This is a genomic window from Sphingomonas rustica (assembly GCF_039652585.1).
Classification (GTDB): domain Bacteria; phylum Pseudomonadota; class Alphaproteobacteria; order Sphingomonadales; family Sphingomonadaceae; genus Sphingomonas; species Sphingomonas rustica.
On record NZ_JBDIZK010000003.1, the window covers coordinates 364,727 to 388,758 of the forward strand.

At 65.5% G+C, this 24,032-nt stretch carries 26 protein-coding genes; 25 read left to right on the forward strand and 1 reads right to left on the reverse strand.

Going from position 1 to position 24,032, the window contains the following annotated elements; all coding sequences use genetic code 11:
• Positions 1-15 precede the first annotated feature (15 nt).
• The 10 genes from tkt (at position 16) to TPR58_RS07405 (ending at position 9,211) form a co-directional block, all read left to right on the forward strand.
• The gene (tkt, locus tag TPR58_RS07360) at positions 16-1,977 is read left to right on the forward strand and encodes a transketolase (protein WP_346245974.1); all 1,962 of its coding nucleotides are present in this window, start codon (positions 16-18) and stop codon (positions 1,975-1,977) included.
• A 17-nt stretch (positions 1,978-1,994) separates the two neighbouring features.
• A complete protein-coding gene (gap, locus tag TPR58_RS07365) occupies positions 1,995-3,002 on the forward strand; it encodes a type I glyceraldehyde-3-phosphate dehydrogenase (protein WP_346245975.1) in 1,008 nt (335 codons plus the stop codon).
• Positions 2,999-3,457: an MOSC domain-containing protein gene (locus tag TPR58_RS07370; protein ID WP_346245976.1), complete on the forward strand. Its 459-nt coding sequence runs from the start codon at positions 2,999-3,001 to the stop codon at positions 3,455-3,457. Before gap ends, TPR58_RS07370 begins: the two co-directional genes overlap by 4 nt.
• On the forward strand, positions 3,454-4,647 hold the full coding sequence (locus tag TPR58_RS07375) for a phosphoglycerate kinase (protein ID WP_346245977.1): 1,194 nt from the start codon (positions 3,454-3,456) through the stop codon (positions 4,645-4,647). The genes TPR58_RS07370 and TPR58_RS07375 overlap by 4 nt, the downstream gene beginning before the upstream one ends.
• 214 nt (positions 4,648-4,861) lie before the next feature.
• A complete protein-coding gene (locus TPR58_RS07380; protein ID WP_346245978.1) occupies positions 4,862-5,776 on the forward strand; it encodes a class I fructose-bisphosphate aldolase in 915 nt (304 codons plus the stop codon).
• Positions 5,776-6,168: a putative quinol monooxygenase gene (locus tag TPR58_RS07385; RefSeq protein WP_346245979.1), complete on the forward strand. Its 393-nt coding sequence runs from the start codon at positions 5,776-5,778 to the stop codon at positions 6,166-6,168. Before TPR58_RS07380 ends, TPR58_RS07385 begins: the two co-directional genes overlap by 1 nt.
• Before the next feature lie 90 nt (positions 6,169-6,258).
• The gene (gene thiE / locus TPR58_RS07390) at positions 6,259-6,951 is read left to right on the forward strand and encodes a thiamine phosphate synthase (RefSeq protein WP_346245980.1); all 693 of its coding nucleotides are present in this window, start codon (positions 6,259-6,261) and stop codon (positions 6,949-6,951) included.
• 104 nt (positions 6,952-7,055) lie between these two features.
• On the forward strand, positions 7,056-7,688 hold the full coding sequence (locus TPR58_RS07395) for a M23 family metallopeptidase (protein ID WP_346245981.1): 633 nt from the start codon (positions 7,056-7,058) through the stop codon (positions 7,686-7,688).
• Between the two features lie 40 nt (positions 7,689-7,728).
• The gene (gene efp, locus TPR58_RS07400; protein WP_346245982.1) at positions 7,729-8,292 is read left to right on the forward strand and encodes an elongation factor P; all 564 of its coding nucleotides are present in this window, start codon (positions 7,729-7,731) and stop codon (positions 8,290-8,292) included.
• A 103-nt stretch (positions 8,293-8,395) separates the two neighbouring features.
• Positions 8,396-9,211, forward strand: a complete 816-nt coding sequence (locus tag TPR58_RS07405) for an inositol monophosphatase family protein (RefSeq protein ID WP_346245983.1) — start codon at positions 8,396-8,398, stop codon at positions 9,209-9,211.
• 19 nt (positions 9,212-9,230) lie between these two features.
• Here TPR58_RS07405 and TPR58_RS07410 read toward each other — a convergent pair whose 3' ends face one another.
• Positions 9,231-10,901, reverse strand: coding sequence for an ArnT family glycosyltransferase (locus TPR58_RS07410; protein ID WP_346245984.1), 1,671 nt, complete (start codon positions 10,899-10,901; stop codon positions 9,231-9,233).
• Between the two features lie 143 nt (positions 10,902-11,044).
• Between TPR58_RS07410 and TPR58_RS07415 the strand changes: the two genes are divergently transcribed.
• From TPR58_RS07415 to nuoL, 15 genes are all read left to right on the forward strand, one after another.
• Positions 11,045-11,419 carry an NADH-quinone oxidoreductase subunit A gene (locus TPR58_RS07415; protein ID WP_346245985.1) on the forward strand — a complete coding sequence of 125 codons (375 nt, stop codon included), beginning with the start codon at positions 11,045-11,047 and terminating at the stop codon, positions 11,417-11,419.
• Positions 11,410-11,949, forward strand: coding sequence for a NuoB/complex I 20 kDa subunit family protein (locus tag TPR58_RS07420; protein WP_346245986.1), 540 nt, complete (start codon positions 11,410-11,412; stop codon positions 11,947-11,949). Before TPR58_RS07415 ends, TPR58_RS07420 begins: the two co-directional genes overlap by 10 nt.
• A complete protein-coding gene (locus TPR58_RS07425) occupies positions 11,946-12,857 on the forward strand; it encodes an NADH-quinone oxidoreductase subunit C (protein WP_346245987.1) in 912 nt (303 codons plus the stop codon). The genes TPR58_RS07420 and TPR58_RS07425 overlap by 4 nt, the downstream gene beginning before the upstream one ends.
• A gap of 17 nt (positions 12,858-12,874) precedes the next feature.
• Positions 12,875-14,086 (forward strand): NADH-quinone oxidoreductase subunit D, encoded by a 1,212-nt coding sequence (locus TPR58_RS07430; RefSeq protein WP_346246054.1) that lies wholly within the window; start codon positions 12,875-12,877, stop codon positions 14,084-14,086.
• Positions 14,083-14,421 carry a nuclear transport factor 2 family protein gene (locus tag TPR58_RS07435; protein WP_346245988.1) on the forward strand — a complete coding sequence of 113 codons (339 nt, stop codon included), beginning with the start codon at positions 14,083-14,085 and terminating at the stop codon, positions 14,419-14,421. The genes TPR58_RS07430 and TPR58_RS07435 overlap by 4 nt, the downstream gene beginning before the upstream one ends.
• A complete protein-coding gene (locus TPR58_RS07440) occupies positions 14,421-15,089 on the forward strand; it encodes a complex I 24 kDa subunit family protein (RefSeq protein WP_346245989.1) in 669 nt (222 codons plus the stop codon). The genes TPR58_RS07435 and TPR58_RS07440 overlap by 1 nt, the downstream gene beginning before the upstream one ends.
• A 1-nt stretch (position 15,090) precedes the next feature.
• Complete coding sequence (locus TPR58_RS07445) at positions 15,091-15,261, forward strand: hypothetical protein (protein WP_346245990.1); 171 nt, start codon at positions 15,091-15,093, stop codon at positions 15,259-15,261.
• Positions 15,262-15,353: 92 nt separating this feature from the next.
• Positions 15,354-16,658 (forward strand): NADH-quinone oxidoreductase subunit NuoF, encoded by a 1,305-nt coding sequence (nuoF, locus tag TPR58_RS07450; protein ID WP_346245991.1) that lies wholly within the window; start codon positions 15,354-15,356, stop codon positions 16,656-16,658.
• Complete coding sequence (gene nuoG / locus TPR58_RS07455) at positions 16,658-18,676, forward strand: NADH-quinone oxidoreductase subunit NuoG (protein ID WP_346245992.1); 2,019 nt, start codon at positions 16,658-16,660, stop codon at positions 18,674-18,676. Before nuoF ends, nuoG begins: the two co-directional genes overlap by 1 nt.
• Complete coding sequence (gene nuoH / locus TPR58_RS07460) at positions 18,673-19,734, forward strand: NADH-quinone oxidoreductase subunit NuoH (protein ID WP_346245993.1); 1,062 nt, start codon at positions 18,673-18,675, stop codon at positions 19,732-19,734. The genes nuoG and nuoH overlap by 4 nt, the downstream gene beginning before the upstream one ends.
• Positions 19,731-20,504, forward strand: coding sequence for a hypothetical protein (locus TPR58_RS07465; RefSeq protein WP_346245994.1), 774 nt, complete (start codon positions 19,731-19,733; stop codon positions 20,502-20,504). Before nuoH ends, TPR58_RS07465 begins: the two co-directional genes overlap by 4 nt.
• A complete protein-coding gene (gene nuoI, locus TPR58_RS07470; RefSeq protein WP_346245995.1) occupies positions 20,504-20,989 on the forward strand; it encodes an NADH-quinone oxidoreductase subunit NuoI in 486 nt (161 codons plus the stop codon). Before TPR58_RS07465 ends, nuoI begins: the two co-directional genes overlap by 1 nt.
• A 33-nt stretch (positions 20,990-21,022) precedes the next feature.
• Positions 21,023-21,634 carry an NADH-quinone oxidoreductase subunit J gene (locus TPR58_RS07475; RefSeq protein WP_346245996.1) on the forward strand — a complete coding sequence of 204 codons (612 nt, stop codon included), beginning with the start codon at positions 21,023-21,025 and terminating at the stop codon, positions 21,632-21,634.
• Entirely contained in the window at positions 21,631-21,936 is a 306-nt protein-coding gene (gene nuoK / locus TPR58_RS07480) for an NADH-quinone oxidoreductase subunit NuoK (protein WP_346245997.1), read from the forward strand. Before TPR58_RS07475 ends, nuoK begins: the two co-directional genes overlap by 4 nt.
• Positions 21,936-24,032, forward strand: coding sequence for an NADH-quinone oxidoreductase subunit L (nuoL, locus tag TPR58_RS07485; RefSeq protein WP_346245998.1), 2,097 nt, complete (start codon positions 21,936-21,938; stop codon positions 24,030-24,032). Before nuoK ends, nuoL begins: the two co-directional genes overlap by 1 nt.

The window sequence follows — 24,032 nt, forward strand, 5'->3', positions numbered from 1 at the left end:
TCCGGGGGAGTTCCAGTGACCGCATCTTTCACCGATTGCGCCAATGCGATCCGAGCGCTTTCGATGGACGCCGTGGAGGCGGCGAACTCGGGACATCCCGGCATGCCGATGGGCATGGCCGACGTCGCGACCGTCCTGTTCCAGGAATATCTGAAGTTCGACGCCGCCGATCCGCACTGGGCGGACCGGGACCGGTTCGTCCTGTCGGCCGGTCACGGCTCGATGCTGCTCTACTCGCTGCTCCACCTGAGCGGCTATGCCCGTCCGACGCTGGAAGATCTCAAGACCTTCCGCCAGATCGGCAGCCCGTGCGCGGGCCATCCCGAGAATTTCGAGCTTCCGGGCATCGAGTGCACGACCGGTCCGCTGGGCCAGGGCCTGGCGATGGCAGTCGGCATGGCCGTGGCCGAGCGCCACCTGAATGCCGGCTTCGGCGATGCCGTGGTCGATCACCGCACCTGGGTGATCGCAGGCGACGGCTGCCTGATGGAAGGCATCAACCACGAGGCGATCGGCCTTGCCGGGCATCTGAAGCTCGGCCGCCTGATCGTGCTGTGGGACGACAACAGGATCACGATCGACGGATCGGTCTCGCTCTCGTCGAGCGAGGACATTCCCGCGCGCTATGCCGCGACCGGGTGGCAGGTCGTCGAATGCGACGGTCATGACGCCGACAGCATCCGTGCCGCCTTCGACACCGCGATCGCCGACGACCGGCCGACCCTGGTTCGCTGCCGCACGATCATCGGCAAGGGCGCACCCAATCTTCAGGGCACGTCGAAGACCCATGGCTCGCCGCTCGGTGCCAGCGAGATCGCGGCCGCGCGCGAGACGCTGGGCTGGAACCACCCGCCGTTCGAGGTGCCCGCTGACATTCGCGAGGCCTGGCTGACCGCCGGCAAGCGCGGCGCGCAGGTCCATGCCGACTGGGCCGCGCGCCTCGCCGATCATGCCGACCGCGCCGAGTTCGAGCGCCGCATGGCGGGCGACCTGCCTGCTGCCTTCTCGCTCGACGACTATATCGCCGGCCTGCTCGCCGCGCCGCAGAAGGTCGCGACCCGCAAGGCGAGCGAGATGGTGCTGGACGCGATCAACGCGCAATTGCCCGAGACGATCGGCGGCTCGGCCGACCTGACGGGCTCGAACAACACCAAGACGAAGCAGACCGGCCCGCTGACCGCGGACGATTATTCGGGCCGCTATGTCTATTATGGCATTCGCGAGTTCGGCATGGCCGCGGCGATGAACGGCATGGCGCTGCACGGGGGCGTGATCCCCTATGGCGGCACCTTCCTCGTCTTCTCCGACTATGCCCGCCCGGCAATCCGCCTGTCGGCGCTCCAGCAGACCCGCGTCGTCTACGTCATGACGCACGACTCCATCGGCTTGGGCGAGGACGGCCCGACCCACCAGCCGATCGAGCATGTCATGAGCCTGCGCGCGATGCCCAACCTCGAGGTCTGGCGCCCATGCGACGTGATCGAGACCGCCGAGGCCTGGGCCGAGGCGCTCGCGACCAAGGCGACGCCGTCGCTGCTGGCGCTGACCCGCCAGAACCTGCCGCAGCTTCGCGAACAGGCCGGCAATCTGTCGGCCAAGGGCGGCTATCGCCTCCGCGCGGCGCAGGCCGACCGCAAGGTCGTGCTGCTGGCGACCGGATCGGAAGTCGAGATTGCGGTCGAGGTGCGCGATGCCCTTGAAGCGCAGGGCATCGGTGCCGATGTGGTGTCCATGCCGTGCTGGGAACGGTTCGATGCACAGGACGCCGCCTATCGCGCCGACCTGATCCCGGCGGACGCGCTGAAGGTCTCGATCGAGGCCGGCACGACCTTCGGCTGGGAACGCTATGTCGGAACCGACGGGCTCAGCTTCGGCATCGACCGGTTCGGCGCCTCGGGCCCGGCGCCTGGGCTGTACGAGCTGTTCGGCCTGACCGCAGCGGCGATCGTGCCGCAGATCACAGAGAAACTGAACTAAGCAGGAGAAGCTGGGACATGACGAAGGTTGCGATCAACGGGTTCGGACGCATCGGCCGTCTGGTGGCGCGCGCCATTCTCGAGCGTGCCGACAGCGGTCTGGAACTGGTGACGATCAACGACCTGGCCGATGCCAAGTCGAACGCCTGGCTCTTCTCGCGCGACAGCGTCCACGGCAAATATCCGGGCACGGTCGAGGCTGACGGCAACGATCTGGTCATCGACGGCAAGCGCATCAAGGTGACTGCCGAGCGCGACCCCGCCAACCTGCCGCATGCCGAGAACGGCGTCGACCTGGTGCTGGAATGCACCGGCTTCTTTACCGACCGCGCCAGCGCCCAGAAGCATATCGATGCCGGCGCCAAGAAGGTGCTGATCTCGGCACCGGGCAAGAATGTCGACCTGACCGTCGTCTACGGCGTCAACCACGATAAGCTGGAGGCCGGCCACACGATCGTGTCGAACGCCAGCTGCACCACCAACTGCCTGGCGCCGGTCGCCAAGGTGCTGAACGACAGCGTCGGCATCGAGCGTGGCCTGATGACCACGGTCCACGCCTATACCAACGACCAGAAGATCCTCGACCAGATCCACCCGGACCTGCGTCGTGCCCGCGCCGCGGCGATGAACATCATCCCGACCACCACCGGCGCCGCCCGCGCCGTCGGCGAGGTGCTGCCGGAGCTGAAGGGCAAGCTGGACGGCTCGGCGATCCGCGTGCCCGTGCCAGACGGCAGCCTGGTCGACCTGACCTTCACGCCGAAGCGCGACACGACCAGGGACGAGATCAACGCGATCCTGAAGGCGGCGTCCGAGAGCGGCCCGCTAAAGGGCGTGCTGGTCTATTCGGACGAGCCTTTGGTCTCGATCGACATCGTCCACACCCCGGCATCGTCGACTGTCGACAGCCTGGAAACGGCGGTGATCGACGGCAAGCTGGTCCGCGTCGTCAGCTGGTACGATAATGAATGGGGCTTCTCGAACCGCATGGTCGACACCGCATCGGCGATGGCCAAGCTGGGGTGATCGGCACGCTCGCCGGCATCGCCCGCCATCACAGGAAGCGGGGACCGATCGAGACACTCGATTCGGTAAGGGTGTCGGTCGAGAAGGGGATCGAGGGCTGCTATCGCGGGCCCTTGAAACCCGGTGGCAGGAACCGCCGCCAGGTCACCGTGATGGAAGCGGAAGACTGGGCGGCGGCCCTGGCCGAGATCGGCGCCGACCTGCCTTGGTGGCAGCGGCGGGTGAACCTGCTGGTCGCGGGCATCGACCTGCCCCAGATTGAGGGCGCGCGGATCCTGATCGGCGACGACGTGGTGCTCCGCGTCACCGTCGAATGCGATCCATGCGTCCGGATGGACGAACTTCAGGACGGGCTGCAGGCTGCGCTTCGGCCCGATTGGCGCGGCGGCGCCTGCACGCGTGTCGTTGCGGGCGGCGACATCAGGATCGGCGAAAAGGTCAGGATCGAAATATGAGCCGTAATTTCAAGACGCTGGACGACATGGGTGAGATTGCGGGACAGCGCGTGCTGGTCCGCGAGGACCTGAACGTGCCGATGGCCGACGGCCAGGTCACTGACGACACAAGGCTTCGTGCCGCGGTTCAGACCGTCGCCGAACTTGCCGACCGCGGTGCAAAGGTCGTGGTGCTCGCGCATTTCGGCCGGCCCAAGGGCCAGCGCAATCCGGAGATGAGCCTGGCACTGGTCACCCGGCCGTTCGAACAGGTGCTCGGCCGCCCGGTGCGATTCATCGACGACCAGGACGCCGCCGACAGCATCGCCAAGATGAGCGCGGGCGAGGTTGGCATTCTCGAGAACACCCGCTTCGATCCGGGCGAGGAGAAGAATGCTCCCGAGACCGTGGACCGCTTTGCGTCGCTGGGCGATCTTTACGTCAACGACGCCTTTTCGGCCGCGCACCGCGCCCATGCCTCGACCGAGGGGCTGGCGCACAAGCTGCCCGCCTTTGCCGGTCGCCAGATGGAAGCCGAGCTCGATGCGCTCGACAAGGCGCTGGGCAATCCCGAGCATCCGGTCGCGGCCGTGGTCGGCGGGGCCAAGGTCTCGACCAAGCTCGACGTGCTCAAACATCTGGTGGCCCAGGTCGATCACCTGATCATCGGCGGCGGCATGGCCAACACCTTCCTCGCCGCCCGCGGCGTCGATGTCGGCAAGAGCCTGTGCGAGCACGACCTCACCGGCACCGCAGAGGCGATCCTCGATGCCGCCGACGCGGCGAACTGCATCGTGCACCTGCCCTATGACGTGGTGGTGGCGAAGGAGTTCAAGGCGAACCCGGAGACGCGCACCGTCAACGTCCATGAAGTGGCGGCGGACGAGATGATCCTCGACATCGGCCCGGCGGCGACCGAGGCTCTCGCCGACGTGCTCAAGACCTGCCGCACCCTTGTCTGGAACGGTCCGCTCGGCGCGTTCGAAACGCCGCCGTTCGACACCGCCACCATGTCGCTGGCCCGCACGGCGGCGGCGCTCACCCGCGAGGGGTCGCTGGTCTCGGTTGCCGGCGGCGGCGATACCGTCGCGGCACTCAACCAGGCCGGAGTCTCGGGCGACATGACCTTCATCTCGACCGCGGGCGGTGCCTTTCTGGAGTGGATGGAAGGCAAGGAGCTTCCGGGCGTGGCGGCGCTGATCCGCGCCTGACCCCGCGAGCTGGACAATCAGGGCCCGGCGGTCGCGCGACCGCCGGGCCCTTTTTTTGTGCGCGCGAAGTCAGGTCGACGGGGCAAAATTACAGCGTACCGGTCTCCTGTCCCATCTATTTTCGCTGCAGGTGCGAACGTCACCGTTGTCAGCCTTTTCGCCTGCGAAACGGGAGGATAGGGACCTGTCCATCCGACCGAATCAGGGGATCCCAATGAGCATCACGCCAGCCGTCAAGGCCATTCTCGACCAGTACGAGTCCGACAATCCCGGCGTGAAAGCCAATCTGGCCCGCATCCTGATGCAGGGCCGCCTGGGCGGCACCGGCAAGCTGATCATCCTGCCCGTCGACCAAGGCTTCGAACACGGCCCGGCGCGCAGCTTCGCGGTCAATCCGCCGGCCTATGACCCCCATTATCACTTTCAGCTCGCGATCGACGCTGGGCTCAGCGCCTATGCCGCACCGCTCGGCATGCTCGAGGCGGGGGCAGGGACCTTCGCCGGCCAGATCCCGACGATCCTCAAGGTCAACAGCTCGAACAGCTGGGCCGGCGGCGCCAACCAGGCGGTGACCGGCGGCGTCGATGACGCACTTCGCCTCGGCTGCTCGGCGATCGGCTTCACCATCTATCCGGGCAGCGACGATGTCTTCGAGATGATGGAGGAGATCCGCGAACTGTCGGCGCAGGCCAAGTCGGTCGGCGTCGCCACCGTCATCTGGTCCTATCCGCGCGGCGGCCTGCTGCCCAAGTCGGGCGAGCTCGCACTCGACGTCGGCGCCTATGCCGCACACATGGCGGCGCTGCTCGGCGCGCACATCATCAAGGTGAAGCTGCCCGGCGACCATATCGAGCAGAAGGACGCGCAGAAGTCCTATGAGGGCACCGACTGGTCGAAGCAGTCGGACCGCGTACGCCACGTCGTCCAGTCCTGCTTCGCCGGCCGCCGCATCGTCGTCTTCTCGGGCGGCGCCGCCAAGGGTGCCGACGCGGTCTATCAGGACGCGATCGACATCCGCGACGGCGGCGGCAACGGGTCGATCATCGGCCGCAACACCTTCCAGCGCGAGCGCGGCGAAGCGCTCGCGATGCTCGACAAGCTCGTCCGCATCTACAAGGGCGAGGAATAATGGTATCGCGCCGCCCGGTGCTTGCCGGCCTCGGGCTGGCGGTGCTGGGCGGCCCATCCTGGGCCGGGGAGCAAGTTCGCATGGAAGAAGTCGAACGCCATGGCCTGATCGGCAAGATGAAAGCGCAGCCCGGCAAGCGCGCCGAGCTGATCGCGATCCTGAGCGCGGGCACCCGCGCGATGCCGGGTTGCCTTGCCTATGTCATCGCCGAGGATGTGAAGGATGCCGACGGTATCTGGGTCACCGAAGTGTGGGAAACGAAGCAGCATCACGCGGACTCGCTGAAGCTTCCTGAAGTTCAGGGCGCGATTGCGCAGGGCCGCCCGATGATCGCAGGCTTCGAGACGCATGTCGAAACCAGGCCCGTGGGCGGCGTCGGCCTGGACGGCTGAAGCCGCGAACAACACCTGTTGTACGATCGTATAGGCGCCCGCTCGCGCTGACCCCTTGCGCCGAGGGATCATGCGCGCGATTGGGGCGGGATGATCGACGATGACGACGCACCCGAATTCACCCCCGAGATCGCGGCCGAGTTCGCCGCCAATTTCAAGCGGGACGATCGCCGGCCGCCGTGCCAGCTCTATCTGATCTCGCCGCAGGACGTGACCGGCGGGTTCGACGAGCGGCTGAAGCGTGCGCTGGGGGCGGGGCCCGTGGCGGCGTTCCAGTTCCGGGTGAAGGGCGTCGACCAGCATGAGGCGGCGCGCCTGGCTGAGCCGCTTCAGCGGATCTGCGCCGATCACGAGGTTGCGTTCATCGTCAATGACAGCATGTCACTGGCCAAAAGGCTGGGCGCCGATGGTGTTCATCTGGGACAGGGCGACGGTGACCCGCGCGAGGCGCGGGCGGTGCTGGGGCTTCAGGCGCAGATCGGCGTGACCTGTCACGACAGCCGCCATCTGGCGATGGAGGCGGGCGAGGCCGGGGCCGACTATGTCGCCTTCGGCGCCTTCTATCCGACCCCGACCAAGGAGGTGCAGCACCATCCGGAGCCTGCCATCCTGTCCTGGTGGACAACCCTGTTCGAAATCCCGTGCGTCGCAATCGGCGGCATCACCCCGGACAACGCCGCGCCGCTGGTTGCCGCGGGTGCCGATTTCCTTGCAGTTGCAAACGCCGTGTGGGGCGGGGACGAGGAAGCCGCGGTCAAGGCGTTCACCGAACTGCTGGGATAGTGCCCACCGGATAGAATCGGCCGCAAGGTCGTTGTGCAGGTGAACCGATCCCTGCCGGAGCCTGTGCCGATGTTCCACCCGCTCTGTTCGACCCGGGCTTCCCTGTGAAGGCGAGCACGATAATTACCGCGATCGGCGCCGGCGGGCTGGTCATCATGGCCGCCTCGATGATCCGGATCGTCCCCGCCGAACCCCCTCCGGCGCAGCCGACACCGCATGTCTCGGCGACGGCAGTGACCGCGAGTGCGCCAGCTGCGCGTTCGACTGCTCAGCCCGGAGCCGTCGCCTCGCTCACCGTTCCGGTCGCTGGGGTGCAGCGGTCGCAGATCACCGACAATTGGGGCGACCCGCGCGGCGACGGCACGCGGGCGCATGAGGGGTGCGACATCATGGCCGCCGCTGGAACGCCCGTGCTCGCGGCCGCCGACGGGCAGGTCGAGAAGCTGTTCTTCTCGGAAGGCGGCGGCGGGATCAGCCTGTACGTCCGGTCGCCGGATCGCCTGTGGAGCTATTATTACGCCCATCTCCAGGGCTACACACCCGGGCTTCAGGAAGGGAAATGGGTCCGTGCTGGCGAGGCGATCGGCTATGTCGGCGATACCGGCAATGCCGGTGCCGGCAATTTCCACCTGCATTTCGGCGTGGCGCGGATGACGCCCGAACAACGCTGGTCGCAGGGCGAGCCGATCAATCCCTGTCCGATGCTGATGCTTGCCCCGGGCGGCGCGGGAAGCTAAAGGGCCGCCTCGCTCTTTCTCAAGCTACAGGCACGATCCCATGAAGATCAGCGGCGTGGACATCCGTCCCGGCAACATCATCGAATATGAAGGCGGCATCTGGCGTGCGGTCAAGATCCAGCACACCCAGCCCGGCAAGGGCGGCGCCTATATGCAGGTCGAGCTGAAGAACCTGCGCGACGGCCGCAAGAACAATGTCCGCTTCCGTTCCGCCGAGACGGTCGAGCGCGTCCGCCTCGACACCAAGGATTTCCAGTTCCTGTTCGCCGAGGGCGATGTCCTGACCTTCATGGACAAGGAAACCTACGACCAGATCACCCTGCCGCGGGATCTGCTCGGCGATGCCGCCGCGTTCCTGCAGGACGGCATGGACGTCGTGATGGAACTCTATGACGAGGATCCGATCAACGTGCAGCTGCCCGACACGATCGAGGCGACGATCGTCGAGGCCGATGCCGTGGTGAAGGGCCAGACCGCCTCGTCGAGCTACAAGCCGGCGCTGCTGGAAAATGGTGTGCGCGTGATGGTGCCGCCGCACATCGCCAGCGGCACCCGCATCGTCGTCGACGTGTACGAACAGACCTACGTCCGCCGCGCGGACTGATTGACGAAAGGGCGGGCGTTCGCGTCCGCCCGATCGCGTTCTCGCCCGCCAGTGGATGCGGGCGACCACCCCAGCGCTTCCCGAGGGAAGCGGGAGAATTTGCTTGGTTTCGCATTCCGGCCTCATCACCGTCATCGAGCGTGCCTGCCGCAAGGCCGGCCCGCGGCTGCGGCGCGACTTCAACGAGGTCCAGCACCTCCAGGTGAGCCGCAAGGGTCCCGCCGACTTCGTGTCGATGGCCGACAAGCGCGCCGAAGACACGATGATCGAGGAACTGCAGAAGGCCCGCCCCGACTGGGGGTTCCTGGTAGAGGAGCGCGGCGAGATCGCCGGCGATCCGGACAAGCCGCGCTGGATCATCGACCCGCTCGACGGGACCAGCAACTTCCTTCACGGCATCCCGCACTTCGCGATCTCGGTCGCGGTCGAGGATCCGCACGGTGCGCAGGGCAAGCCCGAGATCACGCACGGCTATATCTATCAGCCGCTGACCGACGAGAGCTTCTGGGCCGAGAAGGGCCGCGGGGCCTGGCTGCAGGACCAGCGGCTGCGCGTGTCGTCGCGCCGCCACCTCGACGAAGCGCTTATCGCGACCGGCATCCCGTTCCTGGGCCATGGCAATTTCGCGCAGTGGAGCCGCATCTTCGGTGCGGTCGCCCCGGAAGTGGCGGGCATCCGCCGGCTCGGCTCGGCAGCCCTCGACCTCGCCTGGGTCGCGGCGGGCCGGTTCGACGGTTTCTGGGAATCGGACCTGAAGCCGTGGGACGTCGCGGCCGGCATGCTGCTGATCCGCGAGGCCGGCGGCTTCGTCACCGACTTCCGCGGACAGGACATGGCGATGCAGCGCAACGAGTTCCTGGCAGCGAACGACGGACTGCATTCCAAGCTGCACAAGCTGGTGGCGAACTCGCTGCGCTGATCGCTCGGGCGGCGGCGCGTCAGTCCAGGGCGGCGCTCATCCTGCCGACATTGGCCGAGCCCGTATTGCGTTCGATCAGCGCCGGGTTGGGCGTGATGCGCCCGATGCGGCGGGCGACCATCATCGTGCCGTTGCCCCGGGTGAAGGGGCGCCTGGACGTTGCGTAGCCGTCGCTGACGACCGCTTCCCGAAGCAGGCGGCTATGGGGAAAGGCGAGGGCGTTCCTCTCCGCAGCCGAGACCACGCCGCTGGTGCCGAGGCGGTCGAGAATGGCCTGGACCTGATCAGGCGTGTCGGCGGCGAGCCGATAGTCCTGACCCATGAAGTCGCTGGTCGAGAGCCATTGCGAGGCCCGGCCGACCCAGATGCGCATCGCGCCTCGATCGGCATAGGCCGCAGCAGCGATCAGTGAGCCTTCGCCACCGGCGCGACCATCGACCAGCCACAGTCCGCCGGTATCCGCCATCTCTCTGCCCAGCGCGGGTGCACCGATATCGGGCTTGGGTGCGAGTGACGCCAGTGCGAGGCAGGCGGGCAGGGCCGCCAGCATTGCGGCGGGCACTGCAAGGCGGCGTCCGACGGGGCGCAGTCGCCACAATGCGGTCAGTCCGATACCGATCAGCACGAGCATCCAGGGCAGCATCGGCGCGATATAGCGCGGCTCGATCGCAGCGGGCACGATCGCCTGGAAGACAAGGGTGGACGCGATCACCGCCAGCGACAGCCTGGCGATCCGGGTTTCCATCACGTCCGTCGTTCGGAATGCCGAGACCGCCCCTGTGAGTGCAAGGGTGATGCCGGCCGGACCGAGATTGCCGAACAGCGCCGCCGCGTTGGCGCGCAGCGAGAGGGCCGCATAGGCAAGCCCGGGCTCGTAGTTGAACCCGCCGGCGGAGATGCGGAACGACAGCCAGTACCAGGGGGCGACCAGCATCAGCGCCACCGCCGCCGCGATCCACAGGCCGGGTCGTCGCAGAAGATGCCAGCGACCGGTCAGCGCGATGTCGATCGCCGGGACCAGCGCGATCAGCGCGCCATTGCCCTTGATCAGCACCGCGGCGGCGGCGAGCAACGCGAAGAGCAGGAAGCGCCGGCTTTGCGGGGCATCCGACGCGTGCATCCATGCGATCGCCGCCAGGGCGACTGCGAGGGCGACGGGCTGATCGAGCAGGATGTAGCGCGCGCTGTCGCTGACCAGAGGCAGGGCGACATAGCTAAGAGCGAGCGCCAGGCCCAGCATGCGCCGCCCCATGCGATCGAACGTCCAGGCAATTGCGCCCGCTGGCAGCGCCGCGACGACTGCCGAGATCGCCAGTGCGCCGAGCGGGGATGGGCGCAGCAGCGCGAAGACCGGCGACTGCACCAGATACCAGCCGGGCGGCCAGTGGCCGATGGAGAGCCGAGGGAAGTGCGCATAATAGGTCTGCGCATATGCCATGGGGGAGGGGAAGCCTGCCCGGATCCAGTCGCCGATGAAGAGTGAATTGACATAGTGGGCGCCCTCGTCGGGATTGATCAGGCTGGGCGACAGGCCGCCGGTGGCCCATGCGAGCAGCAGCGAGACGAGGCCGGCGCACAGCGCGGTCAGGACGGCAAAGGCGGGCATTCGGGCGAGCATCGCCTGACGATAGCCCGGGCGTCTGAAGAAATGGTTCGCGCCGGTCCGCAAGCGCAGCGCAATCGATGCCATGTCAGCCGGTACCTGCGAAAGCGCTGGAATGGAACGATGTTATTATGTCTCTAGTTGCGAGTCATTCTCATGGCCGCAGGCGTTGCGTCGCGGGGTTCAGAGTCCTAAAGCCGCCTCAGATTCCGCACTCGCGAGAAGAGACATTGATCGACCTTTCGCAATATCTGCCGATCCTGCTGTTCCTGGGCATCGCGCTCGTGCTTTCCAGCGCGTTCGTGTTCCTGCCGATGGCGGTGAGCCGGCTTACCGGTTCGCACAAGCCGACGCCCGAGAAGCTCACCGAATATGAGTGCGGCTTCCCGGCGTTCGAGGATTCGCGCAGTCAGTTCGACGTGCGCTTCTACCTCGTCGCGATCCTCTTCATCATCTTCGACCTCGAAGCCGCCTTCCTGTTTCCGTGGGCGGTGTCGGTATTCGACCTGGGCTGGGTGGCCTGGATCTCGATGATGGTCTTCATCGCCGAGCTGACGCTCGGCCTCGTTTACGCCTGGAAAGTGGGAGCCCTAGATTGGGAGTAGATCTGACGCAGGCACCGCCTCCGGGCACGCTTCCGGATGTCGGCTTCCTGAACGACATCAACGCCGAGCTCAACGACAAGGGCTTCCTGGTCACCTCGACCGAGGAGCTGTTCCAGTGGGCGCGTACCGGTTCGCTGTGGTGGATGACGTTCGGCCTCGCATGCTGCGCGGTCGAGATGATCCACGTGAACATGCCGCGCTACGACATGGAGCGGTTCGGCGCCGCGCCGCGCGCGTCTCCGCGCCAGTCGGACGTGATGATCGTCGCGGGCACGCTGTGCAACAAGATGGCACCGGCGCTGCGCCGCGTGTACGACCAGATGTCCGAGCCGAAATATGTCGTCTCGATGGGGTCGTGCGCGAATGGCGGCGGCTATTATCACTATAGCTACAGCGTCGTTCGCGGCTGCGACCGGATCGTTCCGGTGGACATCTATGTCCCCGGCTGCCCGCCGACCGCCGAGGCGCTGCTCTATGGCATCATGCAGCTGCAGCGGAAGATCCGCCGTTCGGGGACGATCGAACGGTGAAGGCGCCCGCACCCAGATACGCCGCCAATGACGGCGTGATCGAGGCGGCGAAGGCCGCGCTCGGCGACATGCTGGTCGACACGCTCGACGCGGTCGGCGAAGTGACGCTCACGATCGACCGCCCCAGGCTGGTCGAGGCGATGATCGCGCTGCGCGACACGCCGGGCCTGGAATATCAGCAGTGCATGGAGATCGCCGGGGTCGACTATCTCGACCGCGAAGAGCGGTTCGACGTGTGCTACATGTTGCTCAGCCTGACCCGCAACCATCGCATCCGTGTCCGCGTCCTCACCGACGACGTGAAGCCGGTGCCGTCGGTGACGGGCATCTGGCCGGTCGCCGGCTGGCTCGAACGCGAAGTGTACGACATGTACGGCGTGCTCTTCTCGGGCAACACCGACCTGCGCCGCATCCTGACCGACTATGGCTTCCAGGGGCATCCGCAGCGCAAGGACTTCCCGTTGAGCGGCTTCGTCGAGCTGCGCTATTCGGAAGAGGCGAAGCGCGTCGTCTATGAGCCGGTCAAGCTGGCGCAGGACTTCCGCAATTTCGACTTCATGAGCCCGTGGGAAGGCGCCGCCTATATCCTGCCGGGCGACGAAAAGGCTGCCGGCAGCGGTCCGGGCGATACGCCGCAGGGCAAGCCTGCGCCCGCGCCGACCCCCGCCGCACCGCCGCCGCCGCCCGTGCCCCAGGAAAAGGGTGCGCCGACGCCGGTGACCGCGGACGATGTGGTCAAGGCCGACGCCGCCGCGACCAAGGATGTCGAGCCGAGCGCGAAGACCGCCAAGACCGACGACAGCCCGGCCGATACCGGCGAGGGCAAGGCTGAGCCGAAGCCGAAGCTCAGCAGGAAGCCCAAGGATCCGGACGTGGTTCCGAGCAAGGGCAAGGGCCAGGATCAATGACCGATACCGTTCAGGGCATGATGGATCGCGGCGGACCGGACACTCCGGCCACCGATGTCGAGATCCAGAACTACACGATCAACTTCGGCCCGCAGCACCCTGCGGCACACGGCGTGCTGCGTCTGGTGATGGAGCTGGACGGCGAGATCGTCGAGCGGCTCGACCCGCATGTCGGCCTGCTCCACCGCGGCACCGAGAAGCTGATCGAGTACAAGACCTATCAGCAGGCGCTGCCCTATTTCGACCGGCTCGACTATTGCTCGCCGCTGGCGATGGAGCACAGCTATGTGCTCGCGGTCGAGAAGCTGCTCGACCTGGAAGTGCCGCTGCGCGCCCAGTATCTGCGCGTGTTCTTCGCCGAGCTGACCCGCATCTGCAATCACATGCTGAACCTCGGGTCGCATGTGATGGACGTCGGCGCGATGACGCCCAACCTGTGGATGTTCGAGATCCGCGAGGACTGCCTGAACTTCTTCGAGCGCGCTTCGGGTGCGCGGATGCACGCGAATTACTTCCGCGTCGGCGGCGTCCACCAGGACGTGCCGCTCAAGCTGCTCGCCGATATCGGCGAATGGCTCGACACGCGCCTGCCGCAGCTGTTCGGCGATGCCATCAGCCTGGTGGCGGAGAACCGCATCTTCAAGCAGCGCAACGTCGACATCGCGCTGGTGAGCCGTGAGGACGCGATCAAATGGGGCTTCTCCGGCCCGATGATCCGCGGTGCGGGCATTCCCTGGGATATCCGCAAGTCGCAGCCCTATGACGTATATGATCGCATGGAGTTCGACATTCCCGTCGGCACCCGCGGCGATTGCTATGACCGGTTCATGGTGCGCGTCGAGGAAGTCTATCAGTCCGCGCGGATCATGAAGCAGTGCCTGGCGGAGATGCCCGAAGGCCCGATCATGACGCTCGACCGCAAGGTCGGCCCGCCGAAGCGCGGCGAGATGAAGCAGTCGATGGAAGCGCTGATCCACCACTTCAAGCTGTATTCGGAAGGCTATCACGTCCCCGCAGGCGAGGTGTACGTCGCGACCGAGAGCCCGAAGGGCGAGTTCGGCGTCTATCTGGTCAGCGACGGCACCAACAAGCCGTATCGCTGCAAGATCCGCCCGACCGCGTTCAGCCACCTCCAGGCGATGGACTTCATGTCGCGCGGTCACATGCTCGCCGACACCACCGCCATTCTGGGTGCGCTGGATATCGTGTTCGGGGAGTGCGACCGGTGAGCGATGCACGGATCGCGACCGCGACGGCGATGATCGAGCGCTACAATGCGCAGGATGTCGACGGCTATGTCGCGCTGATGACCGAGACTGCGTGTGAGGCGACCTATCGCGGCGACGTGCTGCGTGAGGGCCGCGAGGGCGTTCGTTCCGGTCTGTCGGCGATGTTCGCGCAGTTTCCCGAGAATCGTGCCGAGATTCTCGGCTCCTATGCCCTGGGCGAGACGGTGGTCCTGCACGAGCGCGTGTCGCGCGCGGCGGACGCCGAGCCGTTCGAGGTGATGTCGATCTATTCTTTCACCGACGACAAGGTCGATCGGGTGGAGTTCATTCGCTGATGGCTGAGAAACCTCCTCTTCTCGATACGCCGGAGCTTCGCGAGCGCTGGGGCGGGTTCGCCTGGACCGCGGAGAATGCGGCCAAGGCCCAGGAAATCATGGCCCGCTATCCGGCGGGACGGCAGCAGTCCTGCTCGATCCCGTTCCTCGACCTGGCGCAGCGCCAGGTGGGCGCGGACACGCAGACCCAGGGCTGGCTGCCGATTCCGGTGATGGAGTTCATCGCGCGCGAACTGGGCATGCCCTATATCCGCGTGCTGGAAGTCGCGAGCTTCTACACGATGTTCAACCTTCACCCGGTCGGGCGCCATCACGTCCAGGTGTGCGGCACCACGCCGTGCTGGCTGCGCGGGTCGGACGATGTGTTCGAGGCGTGCAAGGCGCGCGGCCTGAAAAAGGGCCACACGACCGAGGACGGTCTGTTCACGCTGACCGAGGTCGAGTGCATGGGCAATTGCTCGTCGGCGCCGATGGTCCAGATCAATGACGACAATTACGAGGATCTGACCTACGAGCGGACGCTCGCGATCCTCGACGCGCTGGCGAAGGGCGAGACGCCCAAGGCCGGCACGCAGGAGCCGGGCCGCCATACCGTCGAACCGGTCGGTGGACCGACGACGCTGACCGCGATGGTCGGCGAGAATCACGACTATCGCAAGGAGTGGTGAGATGAACGCCGAGAACAAGAATCTGATCGTCACGATCCTCGCAATCATCGGCGGCCTCGTCGTGCTGGGCTGGGTGCTGCGCGTGACCTTCGCGCTGATCGGCCCGTTGCTGCTGATCGCCGTGGCTGTCGGGATCTATCTGCTGTTCGTGAAGAAGGGACCGGGCAGGTGAACCCAGTCTGGTTCGCACTGGCTGCCGCATTCGCCGGCGCCTTTGTCGCGATCTATGCCGGGACCACCGCCTCCAGGAAGGGCAAGAAGTAAATGCTGGCGGACAAGGACCGCATCTTCACCAATCTGTACGGCTTTCAGCCTTGGGGGCTGAAGGGCGCGATGGAACGTGGCGACTGGGATCAGACCAAGGCGCTGTTGGAGATCGGCAACGACACGATCATCGACCGGATCAAGGCGTCGGGCCTGCGCGGCCGCGGCGGCGCAGGCTTCCCGACGGGCATGAAGTGGAGCTTCATGCCGAAGGAGCCGCGTCCCGATCGCCCCAATTTCCTGGTGATCAACGCCGACGAGTCCGAGCCGGGTTCGTGCAAGGACCGCGAGATCATCCGCCACGATCCGCACAAGCTGATCGAAGGCGCGCTGGTCGCGGGCTTCGCGATGCGCGCGCGTGCGGCCTATATCTATATCCGCGGCGAATATATCCGCGAGGCCGAGACGCTGTTCGCTGCGGTCCAGGAGGCTTATGACGCGGGCCTGATCGGCAAGAATGCGTGCAAGTCGGGCTATGACTTCGACGTGTTCGTCCACCGCGGCGCCGGCGCCTATATCTGCGGCGAAGAGACCGCGATGCTGGAAAGCCTCGAGGGCAAGAAGGGCCAGCCGCGGCTGAAGCCGCCATTCCCGGCCGGTGCCGGTCTCTATGGCTGCCCGACGACGGTCAACAATGTCGAATCGATCGCGGTCGTCCCGACGATCCTGCGTCGTTCGCCCGAGTGGTTCGCCAGCTTCGGCGCCGAGAACAACAAGGGCACCAAGCTCTTCCAGATCTCGGGTCATGTCGAGAAGCCGTGCGTGGTCGAAGAGGCCATGTCGATCCCGTTCCGCGAGCTGATCGAGAAGCATTGCGGCGGCATTCGCGGCGGCTGGGACAATCTGCTTGCGGTGATCCCGGGCGGATCCTCGGTGCCGCTGGTACCGGCCGAGCAGATCATGGACTGCCCGATGGACTTCGACGGCCTGCGCGGCGTCGGGTCGGGCCTGGGCACCGCGGCGATCATCGTCATGGACAAATCCACTGACATCGTGAAGGCGATCAGCCGGATCAGCTATTTCTACAAGCATGAGAGTTGCGGCCAGTGCACGCCGTGCCGCGAGGGCACCGGCTGGATGTGGCGGGTCATGGAGCGGCTGCGCACCGGCGACGCCGACATCAGCGAGATCGACACGCTGTTCCAGGTGACCAAGCAGGTCGAGGGCCACACCATCTGTGCGCTGGGCGACGCGGCCGCATGGCCGATCCAGGGCCTGATCCGTCATTTCCGTCCCGAGCTGGAGCGCCGCATCACCGAGCGCAACGGCGGCGGCGACACCGCATTCCAAGAGGCGGCAGAGTAATGCCAAAGCTTAAAGTCGACGGTATCGAAGTCGAGGTCCCCGCCGGCGCCACCGTGCTCCAGGCCTGCGAGGCCGCGGGCAAGGAGATTCCGCGCTTCTGCTATCACGAGCGGCTGTCGATCGCCGGCAATTGCCGCATGTGCCTGGTCGAGGTGAAGCCCGGACCGCCGAAGCCGCAGGCGAGCTGCGCGCTGCCCGCCGCCGACAATCAGGAAGTCCGCACCGACAGCGCGATGGTGAAGGCCGCGCGCGAAGGCGTGATGGAATTCCTGCTGATCAATCACCCGCTGGACTGCCCGATCTGCGACCAGGGCGGCGAGTGCGACCTGCAGGACCAGTCGGTCGCCTATGGCCGCGGCCATTCGCGCTACACCGAGAACAAGCGCGCGGTGACCGAGAAATATATGGGTCCGATCGTCAAGACGGTCATGACTCGCTGCATCCAGTGCACCCGCTGCGTTCGCTTCGCCGAGGAAGTCGCCGGCGTGGAAGAGATCGGCGCGATCTATCGCGGCGAGGACATGCAGATCACCTCCTATCTCGAAAAGGCGGTGACCAGCGAGCTGTCGGGCAACGTCGTCGACCTGTGCCCGGTCGGTGCGCTCACCTCGAAGCCCTATGCGTTCGAGGCGCGTCCCTGGGAGTTGAAGAAGACGCTGTCGATCGACGTCAGCGACGCCGTCGGCACCAATATCCGCCTCGACAGCCGCGGCCGCGCCGTGCTGCGCGCGCTGCCGCGCATCAACGAGGACGTGAACGAGGAATGGGCGCACGACAAGACGCGCCACCATGTCGACGGGCTGTCGCGCCGCCGCCTGGACAAGCCCTATGTCCGCAAGGACGGCAAGCTGGTCGAGGCAAGCTGGGACGAGGCGTTCGAGGCAATCGCAGCCGTCGCGAAGGACGCGGGATCGAGCGTCGCGGCGATCGCCGGCGACCTGGTCGATTGCGAGACGATGTTCGCCGCCAAGGCGCTGGTGAAGTCGATGGGTTCCGACCTGCTCGAAGGCCGCCAGACCGGCATGGCCTATGACACGAGCAATCTCGGCGCCGTCGCGTTCAACACCACGATCGCCGGCATCGAGGATGCCGACGCGATCCTGCTGGTCGGCAGCAACCTGCGCTGGGAAGCACCGCTGGTGAACACCCGCGTGCGCAAGGCGATCAAGAAAGGCGCACGCGTCTTCGCGATCGGGGCCGAGACCGACCTGACCTACAAGGTCGAGTGGCTGGGCAACGATCTGGGCCTGCTGGGCAAGCTGCCCGATCGTGCAGCCGAGGCGATCGACGCGGCGAAGAAGCCGGTGCTGATCGTCGGCCCCGGCGCGCTGAAGGACGGCCACGGCCCGACGCTGGCGATGGCCGGCGGCTTCATGCGCGACGCGACCGAAACCGATGCGGCATGGAACGGCTATAACGTCGTCCACCTCGCCGCGGCGCGGATGGGCGGGTTGATGCTCGGCTATGCGCAGAAGGGCGGCATCGCCGACATCGTCGCCGCCGCGCCGAAGCTCGCTTTCTTCCTGGGCGCCGACGAGGTCGACTTCTCGGCCTTCGCGACCAGCTTCAAGGTCTATATCGGCCACCACGGCGATACCGGCGCGCATCACGCGGACGTGATCCTGCCGGGTGCGACCTATGCCGAGAAGCCGGGCACCTATGTAAACCTGGAAGGCCGCGTGCAGCGAGCCGACCGTGCGGTCTATGCGCCGGGCGACGCCCGCGAGGACTGGACGATTCTGCGCGCGCTGTCGGACAAGATCGGACGCACGCTGCCGTTCGACAGCCTGGTCGAGTTGCGCGCCGCGATGGCGTCCGACGTGCCCGAACTGGGGCAGGAGGGCCTGGTACGTTACGAGTGGGCACCGCCCAGCCTGGCGAGCGCCGCCTCGGGCGAGGTCGGCTATCCGGTCAAGGATTTCTACCTCACCAACGCCATCTGCCGCGCGAGCCCGACGATGCAGCGCTGCTCGGCTGAACTGATCCACGGCGAAGATTTTGCGGAGGCGGCGGAGTGACCGCGTTTTTTGAATGGCTCGGGCTCCCGTTCGAGGCGGCCTGGCTGGTCGCGACGATCGCGGGCATCCTGCTGATCGCGCTGCCGCTGATGCTGGCAGTGGCGATGATCATCTATGCCGATCGCAAGATCTGGGCGGCGATGGCGCTGCGCCGCGGACCGAACGTCGTCGGCCCGCTCGGTCTGCTCCAGTCGTTCGCGGACGGCCTGAAGGTGTTCCTGCAGGAAACCATCATTCCCTCGGGCGCGAACAAGGTTCTGTTCCTGCTGGCGCCGATCATCACCTTCACGGTCGCGCTGATCGTCTGGGCGGTGGTGCCGTTCCAGGCGGGCGTGGTGCTTTCGAACATCAATGTCGGCCTGCTCTACGTGCTCGCGGCCTCGTCGCTGGGTGTGTACGGCATCATCCTGGCCGGCTGGGCCTCCAACTCCAAATATCCCTTCTACTCGGCGATCCGCGCCGCGGCGCAGATGGTCAGCTATGAAGTCTCGATCGGCTTCGTCCTGATCGCGGTCGTGCTGTGGGCGGGCACGTTCAATCTTTCCGGTATCGTCGAAGACCAGCGCAACGTCTGGAACTTCGCCTTCTTCCCCGTGAACGGATACGGGTTCAACCCGCTGCTGTTCCCGATGGCGATCGTGTTCTTCATCTCGTCGCTCGCCGAGACGCAGCGTGCGCCGTTCGACCTGACCGAGGCCGAGTCCGAACTCGTCGCCGGGTACCAGACCGAATATTCGTCGATGGCGTTCGCGCTCTACTGGCTGGGCGAATATGCCAACGTCATCCTGATGTGCACGCTGAACGCCACGCTGTTCTGGGGCGGCTATCTGCCGCCGTTCGACTGGGCGCCGCTCTATTACGTGCCGGGCATCATCTGGCTGTTCGCGAAGATCCTGTTCTTCTTCTTCTGCTTCAGCTGGGTGAAGGCCACCGTCCCGCGCTACCGCTACGACCAGCTGATGCGGCTGGGCTGGAAGATCTTCCTCCCGCTCTCGCTGTTCTTCGTCTTCCTCGTTTCCGGTTACCTGATGGTCACCCGGGTTGGATTGCCGTCATGATACTAGTCGTGGCTGCAGCGTTATCGCTGAGCTCTGCTCAGCACACTTCCGTCAAGTGCAATGTCGTGTCCGTTCACCACGGTCTAGCGTCTTACGCGATTGAACTTGGCGGAGCGGGAGGTGGCTCTTCGCTTAAAGCGACTGGTCTTGGCTCGGGAGCGAAGCCGATTCAGTTCTTCGACGTTTCATCGTCGGATGGTGATGTTAAGTTTAAGGCGACCATAGCCGGAGTCCGATACAAGGGGCGGCTGTGGAAAGGGTTCCTTGGTCGTGCGTACTCTACACTGGATATGTATGGCGAGGAGGGGGCCGAGCAGGGGGTCGTGCAACTCACCGGTATCTGCGGAAACTATTCTAACTTCGTTCCGGTCGTGTCTCGTAGCCAGTCATTTGATGTCATAGGGCAAAAGCGGATTTGCGCTGGCGTCACCTACTCTGGACGGCCATTCACGTTCTCGCTCAGTCGTGCGTCGGACACGCTCGTGTTCGAGTCAGATGACCTTCCGGGTTGGGATAAGGGCGGCGTCAAAACCGCCTGGATCAGTCCGCCGATGCCTCCGAGCGATGATGGAATTTATTATGGTTTTGGCTCGTTCCGGCCTGTCACCGAGGGTGATAATGCCCCTTCGGGGGTAGAGATGTTCTATCTGAACCGCAGCTCCATGATGGGTGCTACAGCCTTAAGCTTTAATTACATTGTCGCCGGCGATCCCGATTTCGCGGCTGCCAGAGGGCTTTGCGCCCCAACTCAATATAGCGAAGGCCAATAATGAGTATCGCCCAGACCATCCGGTCGTTCACGCTGTGGGAGTTCGTCAAGGCGCATGCCCTGACGCTGAAGTACTTCTTCAAGCCCAAGGCGACGATCAACTATCCGTACGAGAAGAACCCGATCTCGCCCCGCTTCCGCGGCGAGCATGCGCTGCGCCGCTATCCCAATGGCGAAGAGCGCTGCATCGCGTGCAAGCTGTGCGAGGCGGTGTGTCCGGCGCTGGCGATCACGATCGAGGCCGAACCGCGTGACGACGGCAGCCGCCGGACCACGCGCTACGATATCGACATGACCAAGTGCATCTATTGCGGCCTGTGCCAGGAGGCCTGCCCGGTGGATGCGATCGTCGAGGGACCGAATTTCGAATTCGCGACCGAAACCCGCGAGGAGCTGATCTATCAGAAGGACAAGCTGCTCGCGAACGGCGACCGCTGGGAGCGCGCGATCGCCGCGAACCTTGCCGCCGATGCACCGTACCGTTAAGCGCACGCCAATTCTCAGGGGCCGTTCGATTCCGTGATCCAGGTTCTAGCCTTCTACCTGTTCGCCATTGTCGTCGTCGCATCCGCGGCGCTGACGATCCTGTCGCGCAACCCGGTGCATTCGGTGCTTTGGCTCATCATGGCGTTTTTCAACGCCGCGGGGCTGATGGTGCTGGCCGGGGCCGAGTTCATCGCGATGCTGCTGGTCATCGTCTATGTCGGCGCGGTCGCGGTCCTCTTCCTGTTCGTGGTCATGATGCTCGACATCGACTTCGCCGAACTGCGTGCCGGCGTGATGCGTTATGCCGCGGTCGGCCTGGCGCTGGCCGTCGCGCTGGCGGCCGAGATCGTCATCGCGATCGGCGCCTATTCGGCGGGCGGTCTTGAACTGGGTCGCCGCATCGCGCCGATCGACGGCGCCGTACCCAATATCGAGGCGGTCGGGCGTCTGCTCTACACCCGCTACCTGTTCATCTTCGAGGGCGCGGGTCTGGTCCTGCTCGTCGCGATGATCGGGGCGATCGTGCTGACGCACCGCCAGCGCGGCGACGTCCACACGCAGAACATCAACCGTCAGATCAACCGCCGTTCGAAGGACGCCGTGCGCAAGGTCAATCAGCCCGTGGGGCAGGGGGTCGAGCTGTGATCGGCATCACCCATTATCTGGTCGTCTCGGCCATTCTGTTCACGCTGGGCGTGCTCGGCATCTTCATGAACCGGAAGAATTTGATCATCATCCTGATGGCGATCGAGCTCATCCTGCTGGCGGTGAACCTGAACTTCGTCGCCTTCTCGGCGCAGCTGAACGACCTGGTCGGCCAGGTGTTCGCGATGTTCGTGCTGACCGTTGCCGCAGGTGAGGCCGCGATCGGCCTCGCCATCCTCGTCATCTATTTCCGCGGCCGCGGCACCATCGCGGTCGACGACGTCAATCGGATGAAGGGCTGATGTCGGCGATTCATTTCATCGTCCTCCTCCCGCTGCTCGCAGCGGCGATCGGGGGCCTGTCGAACAAGGCGTTCGGGACGCTGTTCCCGAAGGTCGTCACCACCGGCGCGCTGTTCGTCGCGTGCGCGCTCTCGTGGGTGATCTTCATCCGTTTCCTCGGCGGGGCCGAGGCGGATGTGGCGCCCGCCTTTACCTGGATCATCTCGGGCGAGATGAACGTCCAGTGGGCGCTGCGGGTCGACGCGCTGACCGCGGTCATGCTGGTCGTGATCACCAGCGTCTCGGCGCTGGTCCACCTGTATAGCTGGGGCTATATGAGCGAGGACCCGGACCAGCCGCGCTTCTTCGCCTATCTGTCGCTGTTCACCTTCGCGATGCTGATGCTCGTGACCGCGAACAACCTGGTCCAGATGTTCTTCGGCTGGGAAGGCGTCGGTCTCGCCAGCTATCTGCTGATCGGCTTCTGGTTCAAGAAGCCCAGCGCCAATGCCGCGGCGATGAAGGCGTTCGTCGTCAACCGCGTCGGCGATCTCGGCTTCATGCTCGGCATCTTCGGCACCTTCCTGTTGTTCGGCACGATCTCGATCCCCGAGATCCTGGCCGCTGCGCCGGGCATGGCGGGATCGACGATCGGCTTCCTGGGCATGCGCTTCGACACGATGACGGTGCTGTGCCTGCTGCTGTTCGTCGGCGCGATGGGCAAGTCGGCCCAGCTCGGCCTGCACACCTGGCTGCCGGACGCGATGGAAGGCCCGACCCCGGTGTCGGCGCTGATCCACGCCGCCACGATGGTGACCGCGGGCGTGTTCATGGTGTGCCGCCTGTCGCCGATGTTCGAGACGAGCATCGTGGCTCAGGGCGTGGTGACCTTCGTCGGGGCCGCGACCTGCCTGTTCGCCGCGACCGTCGGCACGACGCAGACCGACATCAAGCGCGTGATCGCCTATTCGACTTGTTCGCAGCTCGGCTACATGTTCTTCGCTGCCGGCGTCGGCGCGTACGGTGCGGCGATGTTCCACCTGTTCACCCACGCCTTCTTCAAGGCGCTGTTGTTCCTGGGTGCCGGCTCGGTGATCCACGCGATGCACCACGAGCAGGACATGCGCTATTATGGCGGCCTGCGTAAGCACATCCCGATCACCTTCTGGACGATGACCGCGGGCACGCTCGCGATCACCGGCCTGGGCATCCCGGCGGTGTTCGGCAACCATCTCGCCATCGGCTTTGCCGGCTTCCATTCGAAGGACGCGATCATCGAGGCTGCCTGGGCTGCCGGCTATCCCAGTGCCTTCTGGGTCGGCGTCGGCGTCGCGCTGCTCACCAGCTTCTACAGCTGGCGGCTGGTGTTCCTGACCTTCTTCGGCGCGCCGCGCTGGGCCGGGTCGGAGCATATCCAGCACGCGGTCCACGATCATGGCCATCACCATGACGATCCGCCGCAGGAAGATGCCGGCCACGCGCCGCACGAGGATGCGCACGGCCATGCGCATGATCACGATCACGGCCATCATCATGGCCCGGTCACCGGCACGGCGGGCTATCACCCGCACGAGAGCCCGCTGGTCATGCTGATCCCGCTGCTGGTCCTGACCATCGGTGCGATCGCTGCAGGCTTCGTGTTCCACGGCTTCTTTATCGAGGCGGAGACGGGCGCCGAGTTCTGGCGCGGCGCGTTGGCGTTCGACACGCACCTGATGCACGCGATGCACGAGGTGCCGACGCTGGTGAAGCTGTCCGCGACCATCGCCATGATCAGCGGCCTGCTGATTGCCTGGCTGGCCTATGTGAAGAACCCGGACTTCCCCGCGAAGTTCGCCGACGCCTTCCGCCCGCTGTACCTGTTCCTGCTGAACAAATGGTATTTCGACGAACTCTACAATGTGGTGTTCGTGAAGCCTGCCCAGGCGATCGGCCGCTTCCTGTGGAAGCGCGGCGACGAGGGTACCATCGACCGGTTCGGGCCCAACGGGCTCGCCAGGCTGGTCCAGCTGGGAAGCGTCGGCGCGGTCCGTCTGCAATCTGGATATGTCTATAGCTATGCGTTCGTCATGCTGATCGGCCTCACTGCGGCCATCACCTGGTTCATGGTGGGCTGA

Bases quoted from the DNA above. Each gene is read 5' to 3' on its own strand.
- gap (WP_346245975.1), top strand. From the start codon at position 1,995: ATGACGAAGGTTGCGATCAACGGGTTCGGACGCATCGGCCGTCTGGTG.
- TPR58_RS07375 (WP_346245977.1), top strand. From the start codon at position 3,454: ATGAGCCGTAATTTCAAGACGCTGGACGACATGGGTGAGATTGCGGGA.
- TPR58_RS07380 (WP_346245978.1), top strand. From the start codon at position 4,862: ATGAGCATCACGCCAGCCGTCAAGGCCATTCTCGACCAGTACGAGTCC.
- TPR58_RS07385 (WP_346245979.1), top strand. From the start codon at position 5,776: ATGGTATCGCGCCGCCCGGTGCTTGCCGGCCTCGGGCTGGCGGTGCTG.
- thiE (WP_346245980.1), top strand. From the start codon at position 6,259: ATGATCGACGATGACGACGCACCCGAATTCACCCCCGAGATCGCGGCC.
- efp (WP_346245982.1), top strand. From the start codon at position 7,729: ATGAAGATCAGCGGCGTGGACATCCGTCCCGGCAACATCATCGAATAT.
- TPR58_RS07410 (WP_346245984.1), bottom strand. From the start codon at position 10,901: ATGGCATCGATTGCGCTGCGCTTGCGGACCGGCGCGAACCATTTCTTC.
- TPR58_RS07430 (WP_346246054.1), top strand. From the start codon at position 12,875: ATGATGGATCGCGGCGGACCGGACACTCCGGCCACCGATGTCGAGATC.
- TPR58_RS07440 (WP_346245989.1), top strand. From the start codon at position 14,421: ATGGCTGAGAAACCTCCTCTTCTCGATACGCCGGAGCTTCGCGAGCGC.
- TPR58_RS07445 (WP_346245990.1), top strand. From the start codon at position 15,091: ATGAACGCCGAGAACAAGAATCTGATCGTCACGATCCTCGCAATCATC.
- nuoF (WP_346245991.1), top strand. From the start codon at position 15,354: ATGCTGGCGGACAAGGACCGCATCTTCACCAATCTGTACGGCTTTCAG.
- nuoG (WP_346245992.1), top strand. From the start codon at position 16,658: ATGCCAAAGCTTAAAGTCGACGGTATCGAAGTCGAGGTCCCCGCCGGC.
- TPR58_RS07465 (WP_346245994.1), top strand. From the start codon at position 19,731: ATGATACTAGTCGTGGCTGCAGCGTTATCGCTGAGCTCTGCTCAGCAC.
- nuoI (WP_346245995.1), top strand. From the start codon at position 20,504: ATGAGTATCGCCCAGACCATCCGGTCGTTCACGCTGTGGGAGTTCGTC.
- nuoL (WP_346245998.1), top strand. From the start codon at position 21,936: ATGTCGGCGATTCATTTCATCGTCCTCCTCCCGCTGCTCGCAGCGGCG.